At 41.0% G+C, this 16,760-nt stretch carries 17 protein-coding genes; 6 read left to right on the plus strand and 11 right to left on the minus strand.

All coding sequences use genetic code 11. The features are described 5' to 3' along the window. The 5 genes from AB5706_RS05510 to AB5706_RS05530 all read left to right on the plus strand — a co-directional run bounded on the left by AB5706_RS05510 (position 1) and on the right by AB5706_RS05530 (position 3,536). Positions 1-171 (plus strand): hypothetical protein, encoded by a 171-nt coding sequence (locus AB5706_RS05510; protein ID WP_015526871.1) that lies wholly within the window; start codon positions 1-3, stop codon positions 169-171. An 84-nt stretch (positions 172-255) separates the two neighbouring features. Beyond that, positions 256-939, plus strand: coding sequence for an ABC transporter ATP-binding protein (locus tag AB5706_RS05515; RefSeq protein WP_368182475.1), 684 nt, complete (start codon positions 256-258; stop codon positions 937-939). A 4-nt stretch (positions 940-943) separates the two neighbouring features. Continuing rightward, positions 944-1,696: an ABC transporter permease gene (locus AB5706_RS05520; RefSeq protein ID WP_059085309.1), complete on the plus strand. Its 753-nt coding sequence runs from the start codon at positions 944-946 to the stop codon at positions 1,694-1,696. A gap of 13 nt (positions 1,697-1,709) precedes the next feature. Then, a complete protein-coding gene (locus tag AB5706_RS05525) occupies positions 1,710-2,120 on the plus strand; it encodes a DUF1648 domain-containing protein (protein WP_059085310.1) in 411 nt (136 codons plus the stop codon). Positions 2,121-2,123: 3 nt separating this feature from the next. Beyond that, a complete protein-coding gene (locus AB5706_RS05530) occupies positions 2,124-3,536 on the plus strand; it encodes a B12-binding domain-containing radical SAM protein (RefSeq protein ID WP_110925732.1) in 1,413 nt (470 codons plus the stop codon). 240 nt (positions 3,537-3,776) lie between these two features. On the opposite strand, the gene AB5706_RS05535 is transcribed toward AB5706_RS05530, so the two are convergent. The 3 genes from AB5706_RS05535 to AB5706_RS05545 all read right to left on the minus strand — a co-directional run bounded on the left by AB5706_RS05535 (position 3,777) and on the right by AB5706_RS05545 (position 6,261). Continuing rightward, positions 3,777-4,286 (minus strand): hypothetical protein, encoded by a 510-nt coding sequence (locus AB5706_RS05535; RefSeq protein ID WP_139009993.1) that lies wholly within the window; start codon positions 4,284-4,286, stop codon positions 3,777-3,779. A 224-nt stretch (positions 4,287-4,510) separates the two neighbouring features. Continuing rightward, entirely contained in the window at positions 4,511-5,044 is a 534-nt protein-coding gene (locus tag AB5706_RS05540; protein WP_015526878.1) for a hypothetical protein, read from the minus strand. Next, the gene (locus AB5706_RS05545; protein ID WP_092069511.1) at positions 5,044-6,261 is read right to left on the minus strand and encodes a MarR family transcriptional regulator; all 1,218 of its coding nucleotides are present in this window, start codon (positions 6,259-6,261) and stop codon (positions 5,044-5,046) included. Before AB5706_RS05545 ends, AB5706_RS05540 begins: the two co-directional genes overlap by 1 nt. A gap of 425 nt (positions 6,262-6,686) precedes the next feature. Between AB5706_RS05545 and AB5706_RS05550 the strand changes: the two genes are divergently transcribed. Beyond that, positions 6,687-8,027: an MATE family efflux transporter gene (locus tag AB5706_RS05550; RefSeq protein ID WP_173735909.1), complete on the plus strand. Its 1,341-nt coding sequence runs from the start codon at positions 6,687-6,689 to the stop codon at positions 8,025-8,027. Between the two features lie 70 nt (positions 8,028-8,097). Here the strand turns inward: AB5706_RS05550 and AB5706_RS05555 are convergent, their stop codons facing one another. The 8 genes from AB5706_RS05555 to AB5706_RS05590 form a co-directional block, all read right to left on the minus strand. Then, positions 8,098-8,898 (minus strand): hypothetical protein, encoded by an 801-nt coding sequence (locus AB5706_RS05555; RefSeq protein WP_173717580.1) that lies wholly within the window; start codon positions 8,896-8,898, stop codon positions 8,098-8,100. Positions 8,899-9,155: 257 nt separating this feature from the next. Next, the gene (locus AB5706_RS05560; protein ID WP_148463139.1) at positions 9,156-10,805 is read right to left on the minus strand and encodes an ABC transporter substrate-binding protein; all 1,650 of its coding nucleotides are present in this window, start codon (positions 10,803-10,805) and stop codon (positions 9,156-9,158) included. Beyond that, a complete protein-coding gene (locus AB5706_RS05565; protein WP_118583645.1) occupies positions 10,802-11,680 on the minus strand; it encodes a carbohydrate ABC transporter permease in 879 nt (292 codons plus the stop codon). Before AB5706_RS05565 ends, AB5706_RS05560 begins: the two co-directional genes overlap by 4 nt. Positions 11,681-11,841: 161 nt before the next feature. After that, positions 11,842-11,979, minus strand: coding sequence for a DUF6783 domain-containing protein (locus tag AB5706_RS05570; RefSeq protein ID WP_368357454.1), 138 nt, complete (start codon positions 11,977-11,979; stop codon positions 11,842-11,844). Further along, positions 11,963-12,856 carry a carbohydrate ABC transporter permease gene (locus AB5706_RS05575; RefSeq protein ID WP_368365916.1) on the minus strand — a complete coding sequence of 298 codons (894 nt, stop codon included), beginning with the start codon at positions 12,854-12,856 and terminating at the stop codon, positions 11,963-11,965. The genes AB5706_RS05570 and AB5706_RS05575 overlap by 17 nt, the downstream gene beginning before the upstream one ends. Before the next feature lie 12 nt (positions 12,857-12,868). Then, positions 12,869-13,963 carry an ABC transporter ATP-binding protein gene (locus AB5706_RS05580; protein WP_368365917.1) on the minus strand — a complete coding sequence of 365 codons (1,095 nt, stop codon included), beginning with the start codon at positions 13,961-13,963 and terminating at the stop codon, positions 12,869-12,871. A gap of 114 nt (positions 13,964-14,077) precedes the next feature. Continuing rightward, on the minus strand, positions 14,078-15,322 hold the full coding sequence (locus AB5706_RS05585) for a DHHW family protein (RefSeq protein WP_368365918.1): 1,245 nt from the start codon (positions 15,320-15,322) through the stop codon (positions 14,078-14,080). A 49-nt stretch (positions 15,323-15,371) separates the two neighbouring features. Then, positions 15,372-16,760, minus strand: coding sequence for an MBOAT family protein (locus tag AB5706_RS05590; RefSeq protein ID WP_368365919.1), 1,389 nt, complete (start codon positions 16,758-16,760; stop codon positions 15,372-15,374).

The following is a 16,760-nucleotide window of genomic DNA, read 5'->3' on the forward strand; positions in this document are numbered from 1 at the left end:
ATGGGCGAGGATATGAATGGATATCAGCCACCGGTAGTGGAAGGTTTGGATGGTGATGACAGTAGTGGAGTTTCAACTTATGGTACAGAATGGGTATGGGAAACATATTATGTTACCTATGTTAACGGAGCTGTAGCTGGAGATACGGTTATCATTACAATTAATATTTAAGCCTAAACTATGGTAGCATTGAGGATTTTAGTATTTTTAAATACTAAAATCCTCTCTTAAATTATTTAAAGGAGCATTCTAATAGTGGAAGATATTATTTTAAAATGTGAAAGAATCGAAAAAAAGTATAGTAAAACAAAAGCTTTAGATAATATAAATTTATCAATATATACAGGCCATATTTATGCACTGATTGGAGAGAATGGTGCTGGAAAAACAACTCTCATGAGAATTATATCGGGACTTATTGGATCTGATAATGGAAAAATGGAGTTAAAAAGCAAAAATATAGGTGCTTTGATAGAAAAACCAGCGTTTTATCCGGGGCTTACGGCAAAAGAAAATATAAAAATTATAAGTTTGATGAGAAGCACTTTGATAGAAAAAGAAATTGTGGAGCTTGCAATGAAATTTGGAATTTGGGAAAATCATAAAAAAGTAAAAAATTATTCACTAGGCATGAAGCAAAAATTAGGTATTATCCTTGCTTTAATTGGGAAACCACAATTATTGGTATTAGATGAGCCATTAAATGGGTTAGATCCTAAAAGTACTATTCAGATACGAAAACTTTTAAGTGATTTAAGAGAAAAAGGTATTACAATTTTAATTTCAAGCCACATATTAGATGAATTATTTAGGGTAGCCACAGATTATATTTTTATATCCCAAGGGACTATTAAGAAGAAGTTTACGTATGAGGAAATTGTTCATAAATATCCGGATAAGATGCCAGAAGAAATATATTTAGATATATTGGAGGAATGAGTATATGTTAGATGCTATCAGAAGCGAGCAATATAAAACACGCCACACAAAAATTTTTACTATACTCTGTGTGGGAGCATTAGTATTAGGAGTAATTACAGTTTATATGAATCATTCTATGTATATGGCGGGAAAGATAAAGGAGTTGTCAGGGGAAAATGCACTAAAAAGTGGTATGAGTAATATTAGTGTTGCAATAATCTTGTGTTCTATATTTTTGGATGTTAATTTAGGTAGCGAGTTTCAAAACAGAACATTACAATTAAGTGCATCTTTTGGCAATAATAGAAAAATAATTTTTGTCAGTAAAGGGATAGTTAATATTTTTTATAGTGTTATTTTATCTTTTTTATATCCAATGGTATTAACATGTGTAACAACCATGCTTTATGGATGGACGAATGATACTTTTTCATTTGGAATGATATTTTTAAAACTATTGGTTACTATTCTATTGGAAATTACTATATTTCTTATGTGTTTTGGAGTGGAATTTATAATGGAGGGATCCAAAGCTGGACTGTTATTTAATGTATTGGTAATAGGGATTGGTTTTCCTATATTACAATCATTAGGAGAAAAAATAAATCTTATTAAGAGAATTTTAGAAGTTACACCTATAGGTTATTTAGATGTTTGGGTAAAACAAGATATTGATATTAACTTTATTGCTAAAATATTGATAATTGTAGTAGTGTGGAGTATTTCTACATTGAGTTTATCGTATATAATATTTAAAAGACGTGATTTGAAGTGAAAGGGGTAATTATATGAAAAGGAAGGATAAGTTTACAGTAGTATCTATTATTGTAACGATAGTTTGTATACTTGTTAGTATAATATTTTTCTTTTTGGTTCCTAATAAAATATCAATTCAGTGGAGTGCAGCAGAACCCAGTAATATAGTTAGTAAGACATATATTTTTATTATGCCAATCATCTCTGTGCTTACCCTCAGCATAGGAAAAAAAATATTTAGGTTTGTTGTATATAAATATTTCCAAAGAGAAAATGAGAAATTTATTTCGTATTTGAACATGTATTTTAATATAGTTTTTTTGACATGTGAATTGTATGTTATTGCGTATGTTTATGGAGTCCGTTTAACTATTAGTTCGATAATACTTGCAGAAATAGTTATTGGGGCTGCTGTAGGAATAAAGATATTAAAAAGGAGATAATTTATGAAAGTTTTAATAGTTGCGTTACCACAAAAGATAAGTAAAAATCAATTTGAACCTTTGGAATTAGCACCGATGGCAATTTATCTTTTGGCTTCTATATTAATGAAAAATAAACATGAAGTAAGCATAATTGATCCTTGCGAATTTATCCAGTATGAACACAAGGGGGATATAGAGGAATTATGCGCTCAGTATATAATGAAAAAAATTTCTAGTAAAGATATACAGTTGATTGCGTTTTCAGTCAATTCTTTTAATTGGTCTAATACAAAGGTTATTATCCAACGAATAGCGGATAATTTTCCAGACGTTAAAATAGCATTGGGTGGGTTGCACCCATCAATATTTGATAAACATGTTTTAGAATCATCAGATGCCCATATAGTTATGCGTGGTGAGGGTGAAAAGATTATTGTGAATTTATGCAATGCTCTTGAGTATAATATGACATTAGAGGGTGTTAAAGGTATTACTTATAAACTGAATGGTAATGTGTTACGAAATGAAGATGAAATAGAACTAACAGTCGAAGAAATGGAAAATACACCGTATCCAGCATATGAATTATTACCTTCATCCAATCCATATACACAGTTGCCGGTAGAAACTTCTAGAGGGTGTCGTTTTAGTTGCGCTTTTTGTTCCATACCCCATAGGAGAAACTGGAGAGGTTTATCTGTTGAGCATGTAATTAAACGTGTTAAGCATGCACTGCAGTTTAAAGATAACATAAATAGAGGGACTAGATTACTATTCGTAGATGATTGTTTTACGGCAAATGGAGAAAGAGCTATTAATGTTTTTAAAAAGTTGCATCGTTTGTATGGTTATACCGAAAAGGTATTTATCGAAGCAAGAGTTACTGATATATTAAAGAATCAAATATTACAGAATATACCACTGCAAATGGTTTCATCTATGCAAATAGGTGTAGAATGTGGGTATAATGAAGGATTGAAAAAAATAAGAAAGGGGTTAACGGTAGAGCAACTTTTTAGTGCTTTAGAAATTTTAAAACAGTATCAATTTGATAAGCATTGTTTTCTTTCCTTTATTATAGGATTTCCATGGGAAACAATGGAAATGATCAATAAAACACTAGATACGATTGAATTAATATGTACAAAATATAAAATAGTGTGTAATTTGAATTGGTTATTATTGTTGCCTTCAGATTTATGGTGGGAAAAGGAAGATTTTAATATACATATTGAAGAAGATATGTTTGATAATTTATTATGGTATGCCAACAGTGATTATTTCTTTACAACACATCCGCTAATTAGCATGGAGGATATTATACAGGTTGAGAAGCGAATAGGGGCAATGCAAAGACAAGGAGGAACTGTAGCATATAGAAGAAGGATAGGAAATGAGGAAGATTATATAGAACCATCAGCATGCAGCGAATAAGGTGAAATTTTTTATATTAAGCTTTTATTTATTCAAGAACATAGAATTCTTAAGAATAGAAATATTCAAGGAACTCTATGTTCTTGCAATGGAGGGGGAAACGTTTTAACATGTTTAATTACTAAAAATGATAAGATGAAGAGTTAATCATCTTAAAGCACATTTAGAGAGAAATAAGTTTCCAAGTATTCTCGATGTTATAGTTTTGTAATTATTTAGTAGAACTCACTCAAGAAGTTATTAGTCTGTCTTTTTCTCGAACTTTTTGAGTTCTTCAATTTCTTTTTCTAATTTCTCAATTTTTTCTTTTAGCTCATTAGAAACACACTCATTCTTGTTTTTCTGAGGATCAATGCTTGAGAGAAAATCGGGAATAATACAAGCATCAAAAATGAAAAGAAAGGCAGTATATAATTGGATGATTAATTTAAGAGTGGGTTGATTGAAATCTGCAAGAGCCAGACAGGATGCAAACCATAAGCTGGCAAAAAAACTCATTTTCTTCAAATATTGTTTTCCGTGTTTATCAAGTATTAAAATCATTACTATGAATGCAAAACTTATAGCAAACCCTATTATTTGTAAAAAAAGTATAAACTCATTATCTGTCAAGTATTCTGACGAAATCAGAAGTACAAACATAAGAATGGTTATCCCCATCATGAATGGCCATTTTTTCAATGCATTGTACATTGCTTTTAATTGTTCTGCCACACTTTTAAATTCCTTAGGCATATCTAATTCTTTCACTCCGTTAGTCATTTGAAATAATAGGTAAAATTAGAGAAATCTCCCCTATTTTGTAAAGAAATTATTGGTTTTCAACTATCATATTATAGCAAATAAATATAAATAGAACAAGATGTGGTATTTGGAAACTTATAACTACTGTAAAAGGTACAATTGGGAAAATCAATTTTTATAGGCACTCATTTTAATATAGAGAATGAGTGCCTATATGGAAAATGTCGATTTTATTTTGGGAAAAACTTATTTAAAGTTTCCAGTGTCCCCTTTGCAGAAAATCCCCATAGTATGCTGCTAAGAGCGTTAATAGCAGCCTGCCTCCTTCGGTAGTACGTCCGGTAGGAGATACTGGGAACGTGCTTTTCCAACTCTTCCAGGATTTCCTCTGTGTTTTTCAGTTCATGGGGAGACAGAAAGGCGTAATATAATATCCAGTAATATTCTTCCCCATGTTTATGATTTTTCCGGAGCAGATCCACAGAAGAGAGAAGCAGCTTTATCATTTTGTTACTGCGGGCAATGCTTTTTGCCCATTCTTCAATCTGGCTGTCTCCCAGATCTGCTCCTGCAGCATAGATGGAATCTAGAAATTCGTCTACACTGGTGTTGTATTCCAGTTGGAATTGAATTTCCACCTGCCGGACAGCAACCATAAGGCTATAAGTAGAATCCCGGTAACAACGGAGCAGTTTATAGGTATCATGGTACAGCGGATTATTTTCTACTTCAGCAGAAACAGGGTGGTGATTTTTCTTTGCCATTATACAACCCCTCCTTTCAACAGAACTTCTGGGATTTCAGTGAAGGCAGGTAAGGTATGCTGCAGAGGCGGAGTATGCCCTGGGACGTTGGTGACGGCGGGATTTTCCGGTTTTAGTTTTAACTCAAACTGATAGGCGGCTTTCCCCCAGGGGCAGATAATACGTAGTGAATATAGATATATACTATCCTTGCAGGCTGATAAAGGAGATAATATATACTTTGTTTTGGGGCATCTACAACAAGAAATGCCTTGTATTTCCAGTATTTCAGCGACTTTGCGAACAATGGCTTTGATGTGTGATTCTGGAACGCAGGAGCCTTCCTGTGAAACGATGATTTGTTCGTCAGTAATAGATTCTGAAACGCATTCAGAATTGTTTTTAACAGGCAAGGTGTCTTCGGGTATATGTATTGGCAGTTGCATTTTCATGGCAACTTCCTCCTTATCAATCATGACATCACTGATATTAAACATAACGGACAGATAATTACGTAGATATACCATGCTGCCATGTTTCCCGGAATAGGAAATCAGTGTGATCATGTCGGTATCTTCAAGTTTTTTAAGCAGACGGGACACAGAAGATTTCGACTGTTTCCAACGTCTGGCAAGTTCCTGATAACTGAACAAGGGATTTCCAGTCTGATTGCGAAAATATACTACCGGACCGGCATCAGAGCCTTGCACAGATGGATCATTATAGACTGCATGAATCCAAAGATCCAAAAGAGCATCCATTTCCGAACATTTTCCTAGTCCGATTAGTTTATGAACATCTGCGATTGGAAAAAAGAAAAACCCGATGTCTTTTTTGCATGGGTAATTATAGGAAAGGGCAGTATTATCTTTTGGCCAGTCTTTGATCTTGTATTGGATAATCTTATTTTTTTCGTGTAGTGAGTAGGTTAGAAGGTTTTGCTCTACCAGGGTATCCAGTATGGATATGACCTGGTGCTGGAATTTTTGGCGGAAGTGAATCTGTAGTTCTTTAAGAGAACAGATCCATTCTCCAGGAACAACTTTGTAAGTAAGGTGTTCGATGTTCCGATAAGAGGAACTGTAATTTGCATAAGAACATAAAATGAGAAAATAAAAAAGACAGGAACCTCCGTTGGTACGGATGCTTCTGTCTTTCATAAGGGTTTGTATAAATTCCCGGTAAATCCGGCAGCGTGGAAAATCCACAATTTGTTTTAATTCTAATTGATAATTCACGATAAACCTCCATATAATATTGTAGTTGTAGTAAAATAATTGTAGACGAAAGATACTAAAATGTTTATAATATGCCCATAGGGGTGCTAAGTGGCATAGATTTGGCACAGTAAAATACCTGATATGGCATGAAAGCAACATGAAAATTAGGGTGGATATAAGGTGGACAGTTTGGAAAACCTTAGAGTTTTAGAGGGTTCCGAGGTTTTTTTCCGGGGTCTGCAACACCTCTATCCCCAGTTCAAATCTGGGTGGCACCTCTTAAAGCTCTTGATTTATTCAAGAGCTTTATTTGCGCACAAAATTCCGGTGCAAAATAGGTTTGGCTTGATCTGAAGGGGGGGCGAGCTGCATTGAAAGTTCTTAACAGTTTCGAGGTGCAGTGCCGGAAGAAATTTTGGATTTGACGAAGGAGAAGAATTGAAATGAAAGAGGACAGACAGGACCTGACCACAGGCTCTATCTGGGGGAAAATGCTGTTTTTTAGTATCCCTCTGGTGCTGACCAACTTTTTGCAGGTGTTGTTTAATATGGCGGATATCGCGGTTATTGGTCAGTTTGCGGGCTCTTTATCATTGGGGGCAGTGGGATCCACTACTACGCTTGTAACTCTTTTTACGGGCTTTCTGATCGGTATGGGCGGCGGTACCAATGTTCTGGTGGCAAGATTTTTCGGAGCGAAGGATAAAGAGAGTACGATCAAGACGATACATACGGCTCTTTTGGTAAGTATGGCTGCGGGGATGATCGTACTGATCTTTGGACTGCTCTTTTCAAAAGGAATTCTGGAGCTGTTGAATACCAAGGAAGAACTTCTGGATGGTGCAGTACTGTATATAAGGATCTATTTTCTGGGAATGCCGGCAATGGCTCTTTATAATTTTGGTAATGCGGTGTGCAGTGCTTTTGGAGATACGAAGAAGCCTTTGTATTATCTGGGTGCAGCTGGCATTGTAAATATAGTATTGAATCTGTTTTTTGTAATTGTCTGTAAAATGGATGTGGCAGGTGTTGCAGCTGCGAGTATTATTTCCCAGTATTTATCTGCGTTTCTGATCCTCCGGGCTCTGGTAAAAGTGGGCGGGGATTATGCACTTCGTCTTTCCAAACTGAGGTTTGACAAGAGAATGGCAGGATACCTCATTCAGATCGGTCTTCCGGCAGGATTGCAAAATGGTATTTTTCAGGTGGCAAATCTGTTTATCCAGGCAGGCGTCAATACCTTTGATGCTATAATGGTGGCAGGTAATTCCGCTGCGGCAAATGCAGATGCTCTTTTGTATGACTCCATGGCTGCTTTTTATACAGCCTGCGGAAGCTTTATGGGGCAGAATTACGGTGCAGGGAAAAGAAAAAGAGTGCGAAACAGTTATCTGGTCAGCCTGGCTTATTCCTTTGGAATTGGAACCATAGGTGGTATTGCACTGGTTATATTCGGCAGACAGTTCCTGGGACTTTTTACCAATGATCCTGCGGTTGTGGATGCCGGAATGAAACGACTTACGATTATGGGATTCAGTTATGGATTTTCTGCATTTATGGACAGTGCCATTGCAGCTTCCCGTGCTCTTGGAAAGAGTGTTATTCCTACGGTTATTGTAATTATAGGATCCTGTATTTTCCGAATGGTATGGGTAAATACGGTGTTTGCCTACTTTAAGACGATTCCGTCTTTATATCTGCTGTACATTTTCTCATGGGGAATTACGGCAGTGGTGGAAATTATATATTGGGTACATGTATACAGGAATACAAAAATTGGATAAAAAATCCCGGGCATATGTGCTTCATAAAGGAAGCGGTGCCCGGGTGTTTTTTGTCTGGAATTATGTGAAATTATTCAGCTGCTGTAACAGAGGTAATGTGCGGGTTTACGCCCTCATACCAGTACAGGAAGCCTTCCATATCGATCTTATCGCCAATGTTCAGAGCTTCTACGGCTTTGTAAACATCGCTGTCTTTGTCGCAGAGATAAGACTCTACTGTGAAAGTATAGGTTTCGCCGTTAAGGGAAACGTTGAAGTAAAGGTCATCTCCCTCAGAACCGGATCCATCGTAATTGTAAAGGTAAGCTACATCGTTTCCGTCAGCATCCTGTCCGGCAGCTTCTACGGTCATTCCCTTGAAAGATACCAGCTCGTTCTGATGATCGATCAGCTCGTCCTTACCAAGAAGATCTGTTACATCAAGCGGCTCTGCGATGTATTCGCCGTCCTCAATCTCGAAAGAGGAAACATCTGCAACCTCAATCTCGCCAGACCATTCTGCCTTATATCCGGTTACTTTGATCTTGGTTCCCGGAACCAGCTTCTCATAGTCTTCTTCGGAGCATGGCATATTATAAATGAAGTATGCACCATCTTTGTCCTGGGTATAGAAGGTAGCTTTATCTTCCCACCAGGACTGCTTTGCCTGTACATAGGTCTCGATGGTAACTTCGTCATCAACAGCTGCTGCAAGGTATTCGTCATGGGTCATAACACCTTCGGATTTCACATCTGCATCTTCTGCAGTGCTGTCAGCTGCTTCTGTGTCATCAGCAGTTTCCTCTGCAGCAGTGGTATCCTCAGCCATAACAGCTGCCGGGAATGCAAATGTAAGAGAGAGCGCCATCAGTAATACAAGTCTTTTTTTCATAGTATCTCCTTTCTGGGTACGTAAATTCAGATGTCTGACAAGGTGAGTGTAAAGTCATCTGTCAAAAACGATTGTACACAATCACTTTTATTATAAACAAAATTATGGGGAAATCAAGCTTAAATATTACGCTTTTTTCGTTACTGTTCACTGGTAACGTTCCGCGAGGCGTTTTTTGTGAACAAAGTTCACAGAAAACCCGAGAATTGCGGCGCGAAATCATGCGAATGCATGATTTCTGTGCATCGCGAAGCGCGTTACTGTGAACGAAGTGAACAGTAACCTTTTTTCTTCTTTAATCGTTCAAGTAAAAGATAAAGAAGAATCAGACCCCAGACTACTGCCAGACTTCCAAGAAGAATTCTGGATTCTGCGGGAAGAGGTCCAAGCTCTTTTTTCCCGGAGGACTGCTCAGAAGAAATCTGATCCAGGTGATACAGGGAGGTAACATCGCTGTAAAGTTTATCAATATAGGCATCATCAATCTCCTGTTTTCTTCGGACAGATTTGGTCACGCTTTCAATCAGCTGTCCTGCAGCATCACGTAAAGAAGCGGAGCCGTTAAATACAGGGGTAACAAAAGTGTGCTCTACATTGTCAAGGAGCAGCCTGGAAGCTTTTATTTTTACATCGTAGTAAGTGGAATTGTCTTCCCCTTCCCTGGAAAGATAATCCTGATACTGGTCGGATTCCTGGGCTTTGCTGGTAACCGGCACATAACCTTCCGTTTCAGAATAAGCGGTCTGTACGTCATTTGTGAGCAGATACTGTGTAAAGAGCCAGGAGGCCAGCACTTCCTGAGGGTCTTTCTTATTGAAGATACATACAGAAGGTCCCTGTGAAATCATCTGCGGATTATCCGGATCAAACTGTGGAATGGTCATAACCTCTGTTTCAAAATCCACCAGAGCATCAGAACTGATGTCCACAAGAGGGGCGTTTGTACCCATCCAGGTGGAGCCTGCTGTGGAATCTATGGCAAAGATACACTGCCCTGCATTCAGGAAGTTAGCCGGATAACTGGAAATTTTAAAAGTGGAAAAAGCACCGGTTTTTACATGCTCCGCGATGGTATCCAGCAGACTTGCCGTGGTGTCGTTAAAAAGCTGGATTTCTCCGCTGTCAGTGGAATATCCTGCATTTTTCTGCTTTAGCATTTCAATCATCATATTGTCTGTGGATTTGTCTATAAATGGAATCAGCACATTCTGATCGTTGACCTTGTAGGTTCCATCTGCATTTTGCGCCATGGCGGCTTCACTTACTTCCCACACAAAATCCCATGTGAGGGTTTCCGGAAGGGTGTATCCAAGCTTTTCCACATAGGTTTTATTTACATAGCAGGCTTCTGTGGAGCGCATGAAAGGCAGTGCATAATAGTGACCGGAAAAAGAACACTCCTGTAAAAAACGGGGAATGATCTCATCTTTTTTCACTGAGGCGAATTCAAGCTTATCACCGCCAAGTCCGTAGCTGGAATCTGCCATCAGATCGTCCAGAGGGACAACGGTATCGTTTCCCGTAAGGTAGGTGGCAATATGGTCCGGGTAGGTGATACATACGTTCGGAGTGGTGCCTGTGGCGATGTTGGTGATTACATCGTTGTAGATTTTGCCGTAGTCCGTGTAAAGCCGAAGATCTACGGTGATATTGGGGTACAGGGCTTCAAAATCGGATATTGCCTTTTTATAGATTTCGGTCTGGGTTTTGTTTGTGTCGTTTTTGGCCCAGAAAGTGATCTCGTAATCTCTGGAGGTGTCAAATTCCCCGGGAATGGTAAAGGCACTTTGGTCCTTCGCGCCATGACAGCCTGTAAGCAGAGTCACAGAAGAAAGGGCAGCCAGGGAAAAAAGCAGGAAAGGCTTTTTGTGGAACGCTCCAGGATGTTTTTGTCTGAATAGTCTCATCCTTTTGTACCTCCTCTTGAAACTCCTGACATAATCTTGTTTCTGAAAAGCAGGAACAAAATGATCAGGGGCAGGGAAATCACAACTACCGCCGCCATCATGGCAGGGACATTTTCACGACCGAAACCGTTTTCGCGAATCTCCTGGATTCCGTTGGAAACCAGATAGTAGTTCTGGTCATCGGTGATCAGTCTTGGCCATATGTAGGAATTCCAGCATTCGATCACCTTCAGGATAGCAATGGTGACCATGGTAGGCTTGCAGATGGGAATCATCACCTTGCAAAGGTATTTCAGATCTGAGGTTCCGTCCACTTTGGCTGCACGGTAAAGCTCATCCGGTACCTGTTCGAAATTCTCTTTCAGAAGATAAATATAAAATACAGAGGTGACAGATGGCAGGATCAGCCCAAGGAAGGTGTTCCGCATATCCAGGTTGGTGATGGTCACAAAATTGGTAATGATCACAAGTTCGTTTGGAATCATCATCAGGGAAAGGAATAAAGTGAAAGCCAGGTTTTTCCCTCTGAATTCAAGTCTTGCGAAAGCAAAGGCGGACAGTGTGATCACAACCATCATAATAGCAGTGGTGGCAACTGTGAAAATCAGTGTGTTCAGCAGATATTTTCCCAGGGGCACTGCTGTAAAGGCATCTGCATAATTCTGCAGGGTGGGCGTCAGTGTAAAGAAGGTGGGAATGTGCTCTGCGTTGTAGGAACTGTAGCTTTTTACAGAGGTAAGAAGCATCCAGTAAAAAGGAAACAGTACGACCAGAGCCCAGATGGTAAGCAGCAGGTAGACAAGGATGTTTCCCAGGGAATGCCGTCTGGCGGCAGTATGCTCCGATTTTGTAAACTGAGTGGTATCTTTTTCCATGTTTTCTCCTTTATGAAGACTAGTACATCGTTTTCGAAATAACTATACCACTCACTTGTCTGTGAATCCGATTGCACAGGCATAAAAGTCTCGGCGTAGCCCGCTACGCCTGCGTTTTTATGCCTGCACACTCGAATCCACATCCTACGCGATTGGTGTAGTTATTTACGAAACGATGTACTAGAGCGTGTTTGAAAAAGGCTTTCTGTAAAATGTACGTCACAATTTGTGAGAGATTTTGCCCGAAAATACCTTTCAGATAAAGAGGGTGAACCTTCACCGTTACGAGTAGTATACATGTTTTTTGCTTACAAGCAGGTTTATGCAGGTGATTGTCAAAACAATAACAAACAGCAGGATCGCTGCTGCTGAGGCATAGGACGGGTAGCCGCCGCCATTTCCGTAAAGCATGTCGTAAACATAGCCTACGATGGTGTTCATGCCGGCTGCGTTTAAGTCTGTGCCAAAAAGGGCAACTGCATCGCTGTAAGCCTTGAATGCACCGATAAAACCAGTGATGATCAGATAGAAAACAGTGGGAGAGATCATCGGCAGGGTGATCCGGATAAAAATACGGAATCTGGAGGTACCGTCTACTCGGGCTGCATTGTAATAATTCTGGTTTACAGAAGCCAGGGCACTGGTAAGGATCAGTACCTTAAATGGCATAACGATCCAGATGGTATAAATACATAATACCAGCATCTTCGCCCAGTATGGTCCGTCAATAAAATCTACAGGTCCCTGTCCGAACAGATTCAGCACCAGGTTTATCAGTCCGTCGGAATAAGCGGTTTTTTTGAAAAGGATCATGAATACCAGTCCAACGGCCAGTGTGTTGGTTACATATGGCAGGAAGTAAATGGTCTGGAAAAGTTTTTTCAGAGCCTTCACAGAGCTTAAGGAAACGGAAATCAGAAGTGCCAGCAAAGTGGAAAGGGGCACTGTGATCACAACCAGGATAAAGGTATTCCGGATCGCCTGGAGAAAATATGGGTCATGAAGGACGTAGGAATAGTTGTACATACCTGTCCCATAGTAAGTCTGGGAAGCGGAATTATAGCCCTCTTCAAAGGAATAGATAAAAACATCAATAAGAGGGTAGACCATGAAAATTCCCAGAAAAAGCATAGCCGGCAGAAGGTACAGCCAGCTTTTGAAGTTTCGTTTATTCATAGGAGCCTCCCTTTAAAGGTTGATGCGTTCACCGGTATCATGCCGGAACAGGAAGATCTTGTTTGGCTTGATAGAAAAACGGATGGTTTTTGCATCAAGCCGGATCTGGGTGTCAGAGCTGATGATGGAGCGGATCACAGGATTTACGGAGGATGCATGGGTGGAGACAACGGAGATGTCACGGCCCATTACTTCCATGCCTCCAAGCTGGCAGCAGAGCGCTCCCTTCTCATCGGGGATAAATCCCTCCGGACGGATTCCCACAGAAACCGGCTGGTCGGAGATCCCAGGTGTGAGAAGAACTGCATTTTCACCAATGTAAAGGCTTCCGCCACGGATCTGCCCCTCAAATACATTGATGGGAGGGGTACCAAGGAATTTGGCAACAAACAGATTTACAGGGCTGTCGTAAACGTTCTGGGGCTTCCCGATCTGTTGTACCACACCATCCTTCATGACTACGATCATGTCGGAAATGCTCATGGCCTCCTCCTGGTCATGGGTGACAAAGACAGTTGTGATCTTTGTAGCCCGCTGGATCTTGCGGATCTCTTCCCGGGTCTGGAGGCGGAGTCTGGCATCCAGGTTGGAGAGTGGTTCGTCGAGAAGCAGTACGCGGGGCATTTTTACAAGTGCACGGGCAATGGCTACGCGCTGCTGCTGACCGCCGGAGAGCTCGGAAGGACGTCGGTCCATAAGCTCTGTGATCTGCACCAGACGGGCTGCATTCTGAGCCCGCTCATCCATCTGGGATCTGGAAAGCTTGTCCTTTCCTTTCAGATTCTGAAGAGGAAAGAGGATGTTCTGCCTCACTGTGAGGTGGGGATAAAGTGCATAATTCTGAAATACCATACCAACTCCGCGACGCTCTGGGGGAAATGAAGTCACATCATCATCGCCGAAAAGAATTCTGCCGCTGGTTGGTTTCTCCAGGCCGCAGATCATATTCAGGGTAGTACTTTTCCCGCAGCCGGAGGGACCGAGCAGTCCGATCAGCTGACCGTCAGGAATTTCGAAATTGAAATCGCTTACAGCTGTGACTGGCTCCTGAGCCTTTTTTCCACGGGGCGGAAACTGCTTTGTGAGGTGTTCTAATACTATTTTCATAATTTCGCTCCTAAATGCTTAATAAAGTAATTATAGCGAATTTGCATGAGTTGTACAATGAAATTTGGAAAAAAAATCCTCCTGCCTGTCTGGCAGAAGGAAATAAGGCTAAGATTAAGATTCGTGATTGTCAGCAGAAGAAGCAGAAGCAGCATCTGTGTTATCCGTCTCAACGCTGTCAGGAGTGGAATCTGTACTGCCCTGAGACATAAGTGCAAGCTCCAGGGAAGTATCTGCATAGAATGTATTTGCATTATACAGATAAAGTACTTCCTGAATTTCCTCTACCTGCATCAGTTCTTCCAGATCGTCATAGAAATAACGAGGGTCTACCATAACAATCTTGCGGTAGTAAGGCGCCAGGAAAGGTATCAGGCTGTTTGCGTAGGAGTCTTTGATCACAAGTAAGGTACGGTTTTCCTCTGTAGGGGTGGTGATCACAACCTTGCCATGGTTTCCGTTAAAGAACATGGCGTATTTGTCTCTGGTTTCCAGCTTGCTGGTATCGTAAAAGCTGGCTGTTTTTTTCTGTTCGTCTACGTAATTTACAACAGAGGAAGGAACCGAGTTATCTCTTGGAAGAAAGACATCCATTTCCTCTTTCTCAGAAGCGCGGAAACCGCTTTTGGCGGAAAGGGTTCCCTGGAAGCTCATGGAAACTGGGAGTTTGTCGTAGGAGATGGAAGAAGAATCGATTCCAAGTACCTTTGCAAGCTGCATATAAGCAAAGTAAGCTCCCTGAGTAGTCCAGTGGTGGTCTGTGTGGTAATAAATTCCGTCATCCTTGTGCTGGGAAAGGGTGTCACGCACATCCACGAAAGTGACATCTGCCTTTTCAAGAGCAGTGGCAGTTGCGTCCAGATAAGGATTCTGGTCAGTGGCAGCAGCCAGGGCAGGAAGCTTATCTGAAAGGATATTCACGGCATTTGGCGCGATCAGCGCATACTGGGGAAGATCAGAATGCCTTGCTGCAAAATCTGTCATAGCGTTTACGGTACGGTTCAGACGCTCCTGGGAGGGTGCTGTAAAATCCTCCATCAGGTAGCCGTTTTTGCCAAGAAAAACGCCGTTTTCCTCCGTATTTCCAAGGATACGTTGGGCTGTGGCGCGCAGTGTGATCCACCAGTCACGAAGGAAAAACTGGTCATTTACATAGGTTTCATAACCGTCAGCAAATTTGCCGGATGTGAGCTGTGAAACGCTGATGGCCGGACGGGAGGCCAGCACACGGTTTTCCTTCTGGGAAAAGCCCCGGTCCGGAACTAAAAAATTGATTATCAGTACTGCCAGGATGAAGATTCCGAAAAGGCATCCGGTCAGGTGATAAAAATAGCGGTATCCGTTTGGTTTCTTTTTCATGGGTCCTCCAATTAATATGGTACCAGTTCAGGGCTTTTTCAAATTTACTCTAGAACTGCTGATACATAAATGGTGTGTAGGAACTGTAGATCATATACGCAATACAGAGGAAAAACAGGATTGCGTTTATCACTGCAGCAAGGTAAGTATTGCGTCTTGCAAGGCGCTTGAAATACTGATAAAGTCCCGGACGGCAGCTGATCACGGAAATGATCATCAGGATCAGTCCGGATTTCAGTGCATACAGGGAGGCACGGTCTGCGAAGCAGGAAGCTCCAAATCCAAACATGGATCCCAGCATTTTTCCTATGGCTGCAGGTGTGGTCTGGCTGAAAAATACCCAGCCGATGATCACGGCAAACATGGTATATAAATTGCGAAGCCAGACAGGTGCTTTCTCAAGAAAACGTCCAAGAAGGAATTTCTCTGCCAGAAGAAGAAGACCGTAGTAAACACCCCAGAACACAAAGTTCCAGCTGGCGCCATGCCAGAGACCGGTGAGCGCCCATACCACAAGGATGTTGCGGATGTGCCGGCCTGTGGAAACACGGTTGCCTCCCAGTGGGATGTAGATGTAATCGCGGAACCAGCTTCCAAGAGAAATATGCCAGCGGCGCCAGAATTCAGAGACGCTGGTGGAAATGTAAGGATAATCAAAGTTCTTGTTGAAATTGAATCCCAGCATTTGTCCAAGACCGATGGCCATATCGGAATATCCGCTGAAATCGAAATACAGCTCCAGTGTATATGCGCCAATGGCAAGCCAGGTTCCCACAAAAGAGGTGGTACCGGAAGCCTGAAGGGTGGTGTACAGAGCGGAAAGATTGTCTGCAAGGAGAACTTTCTTGGAAAGCCCCTTGATAAAAAGCTCTGCACCTGCACCAAGGCGTGTTGTGTTTATACTGCGGCGGCTGATGGATTCCGAAATGTCAGTGTAGCGGACAATGGGTCCGGCAGTCATGTGCGGAAACATAGTGCTGTATACGGCATATGGGAAAAATCCTTTGCAGGGTTCTGTTTTTCCCATATAGATGTCCAGGATGTAGGACAGATTCTTAAAGGTATAGAAAGAAAGTCCGATGGGCAATGCAAGCTGCGGATAGGTAAGCTTCAGTCCTGTGACACCGCTGATGGTATCAAGAAGAAATCCCCAGTATTTGAAAAATCCTAGGATCAGAAGGTTGATCACTATTGCGAAAATAAGGTTTCGCTTGCGGGATGGATCTTCATCGGTTATTTTCCCAAGCTCTTTGCCCATGTAATAATTGAAAAAGCTGGAAAACAGCATAAGAACCAGATAAGTAGGATCTCCCCATGCATAAAAGAAAAGGCTTCCTGCGAATAGTACCGGATTACGGGCCCTGGCCGGCACGAAATAGTAGATCAGCAGAAATATGGGAAGAAAACAAAATATAAAAATTACACTGTTAAATACCAT

It is taken from the genome of Ruminococcus sp. RTP21484sp1_RTP21277st1_D2_RTP21277_210401 (assembly GCF_040924225.1).
Lineage (GTDB): Bacteria > Bacillota > Clostridia > Lachnospirales > Lachnospiraceae > Blautia_A > Blautia_A faecis.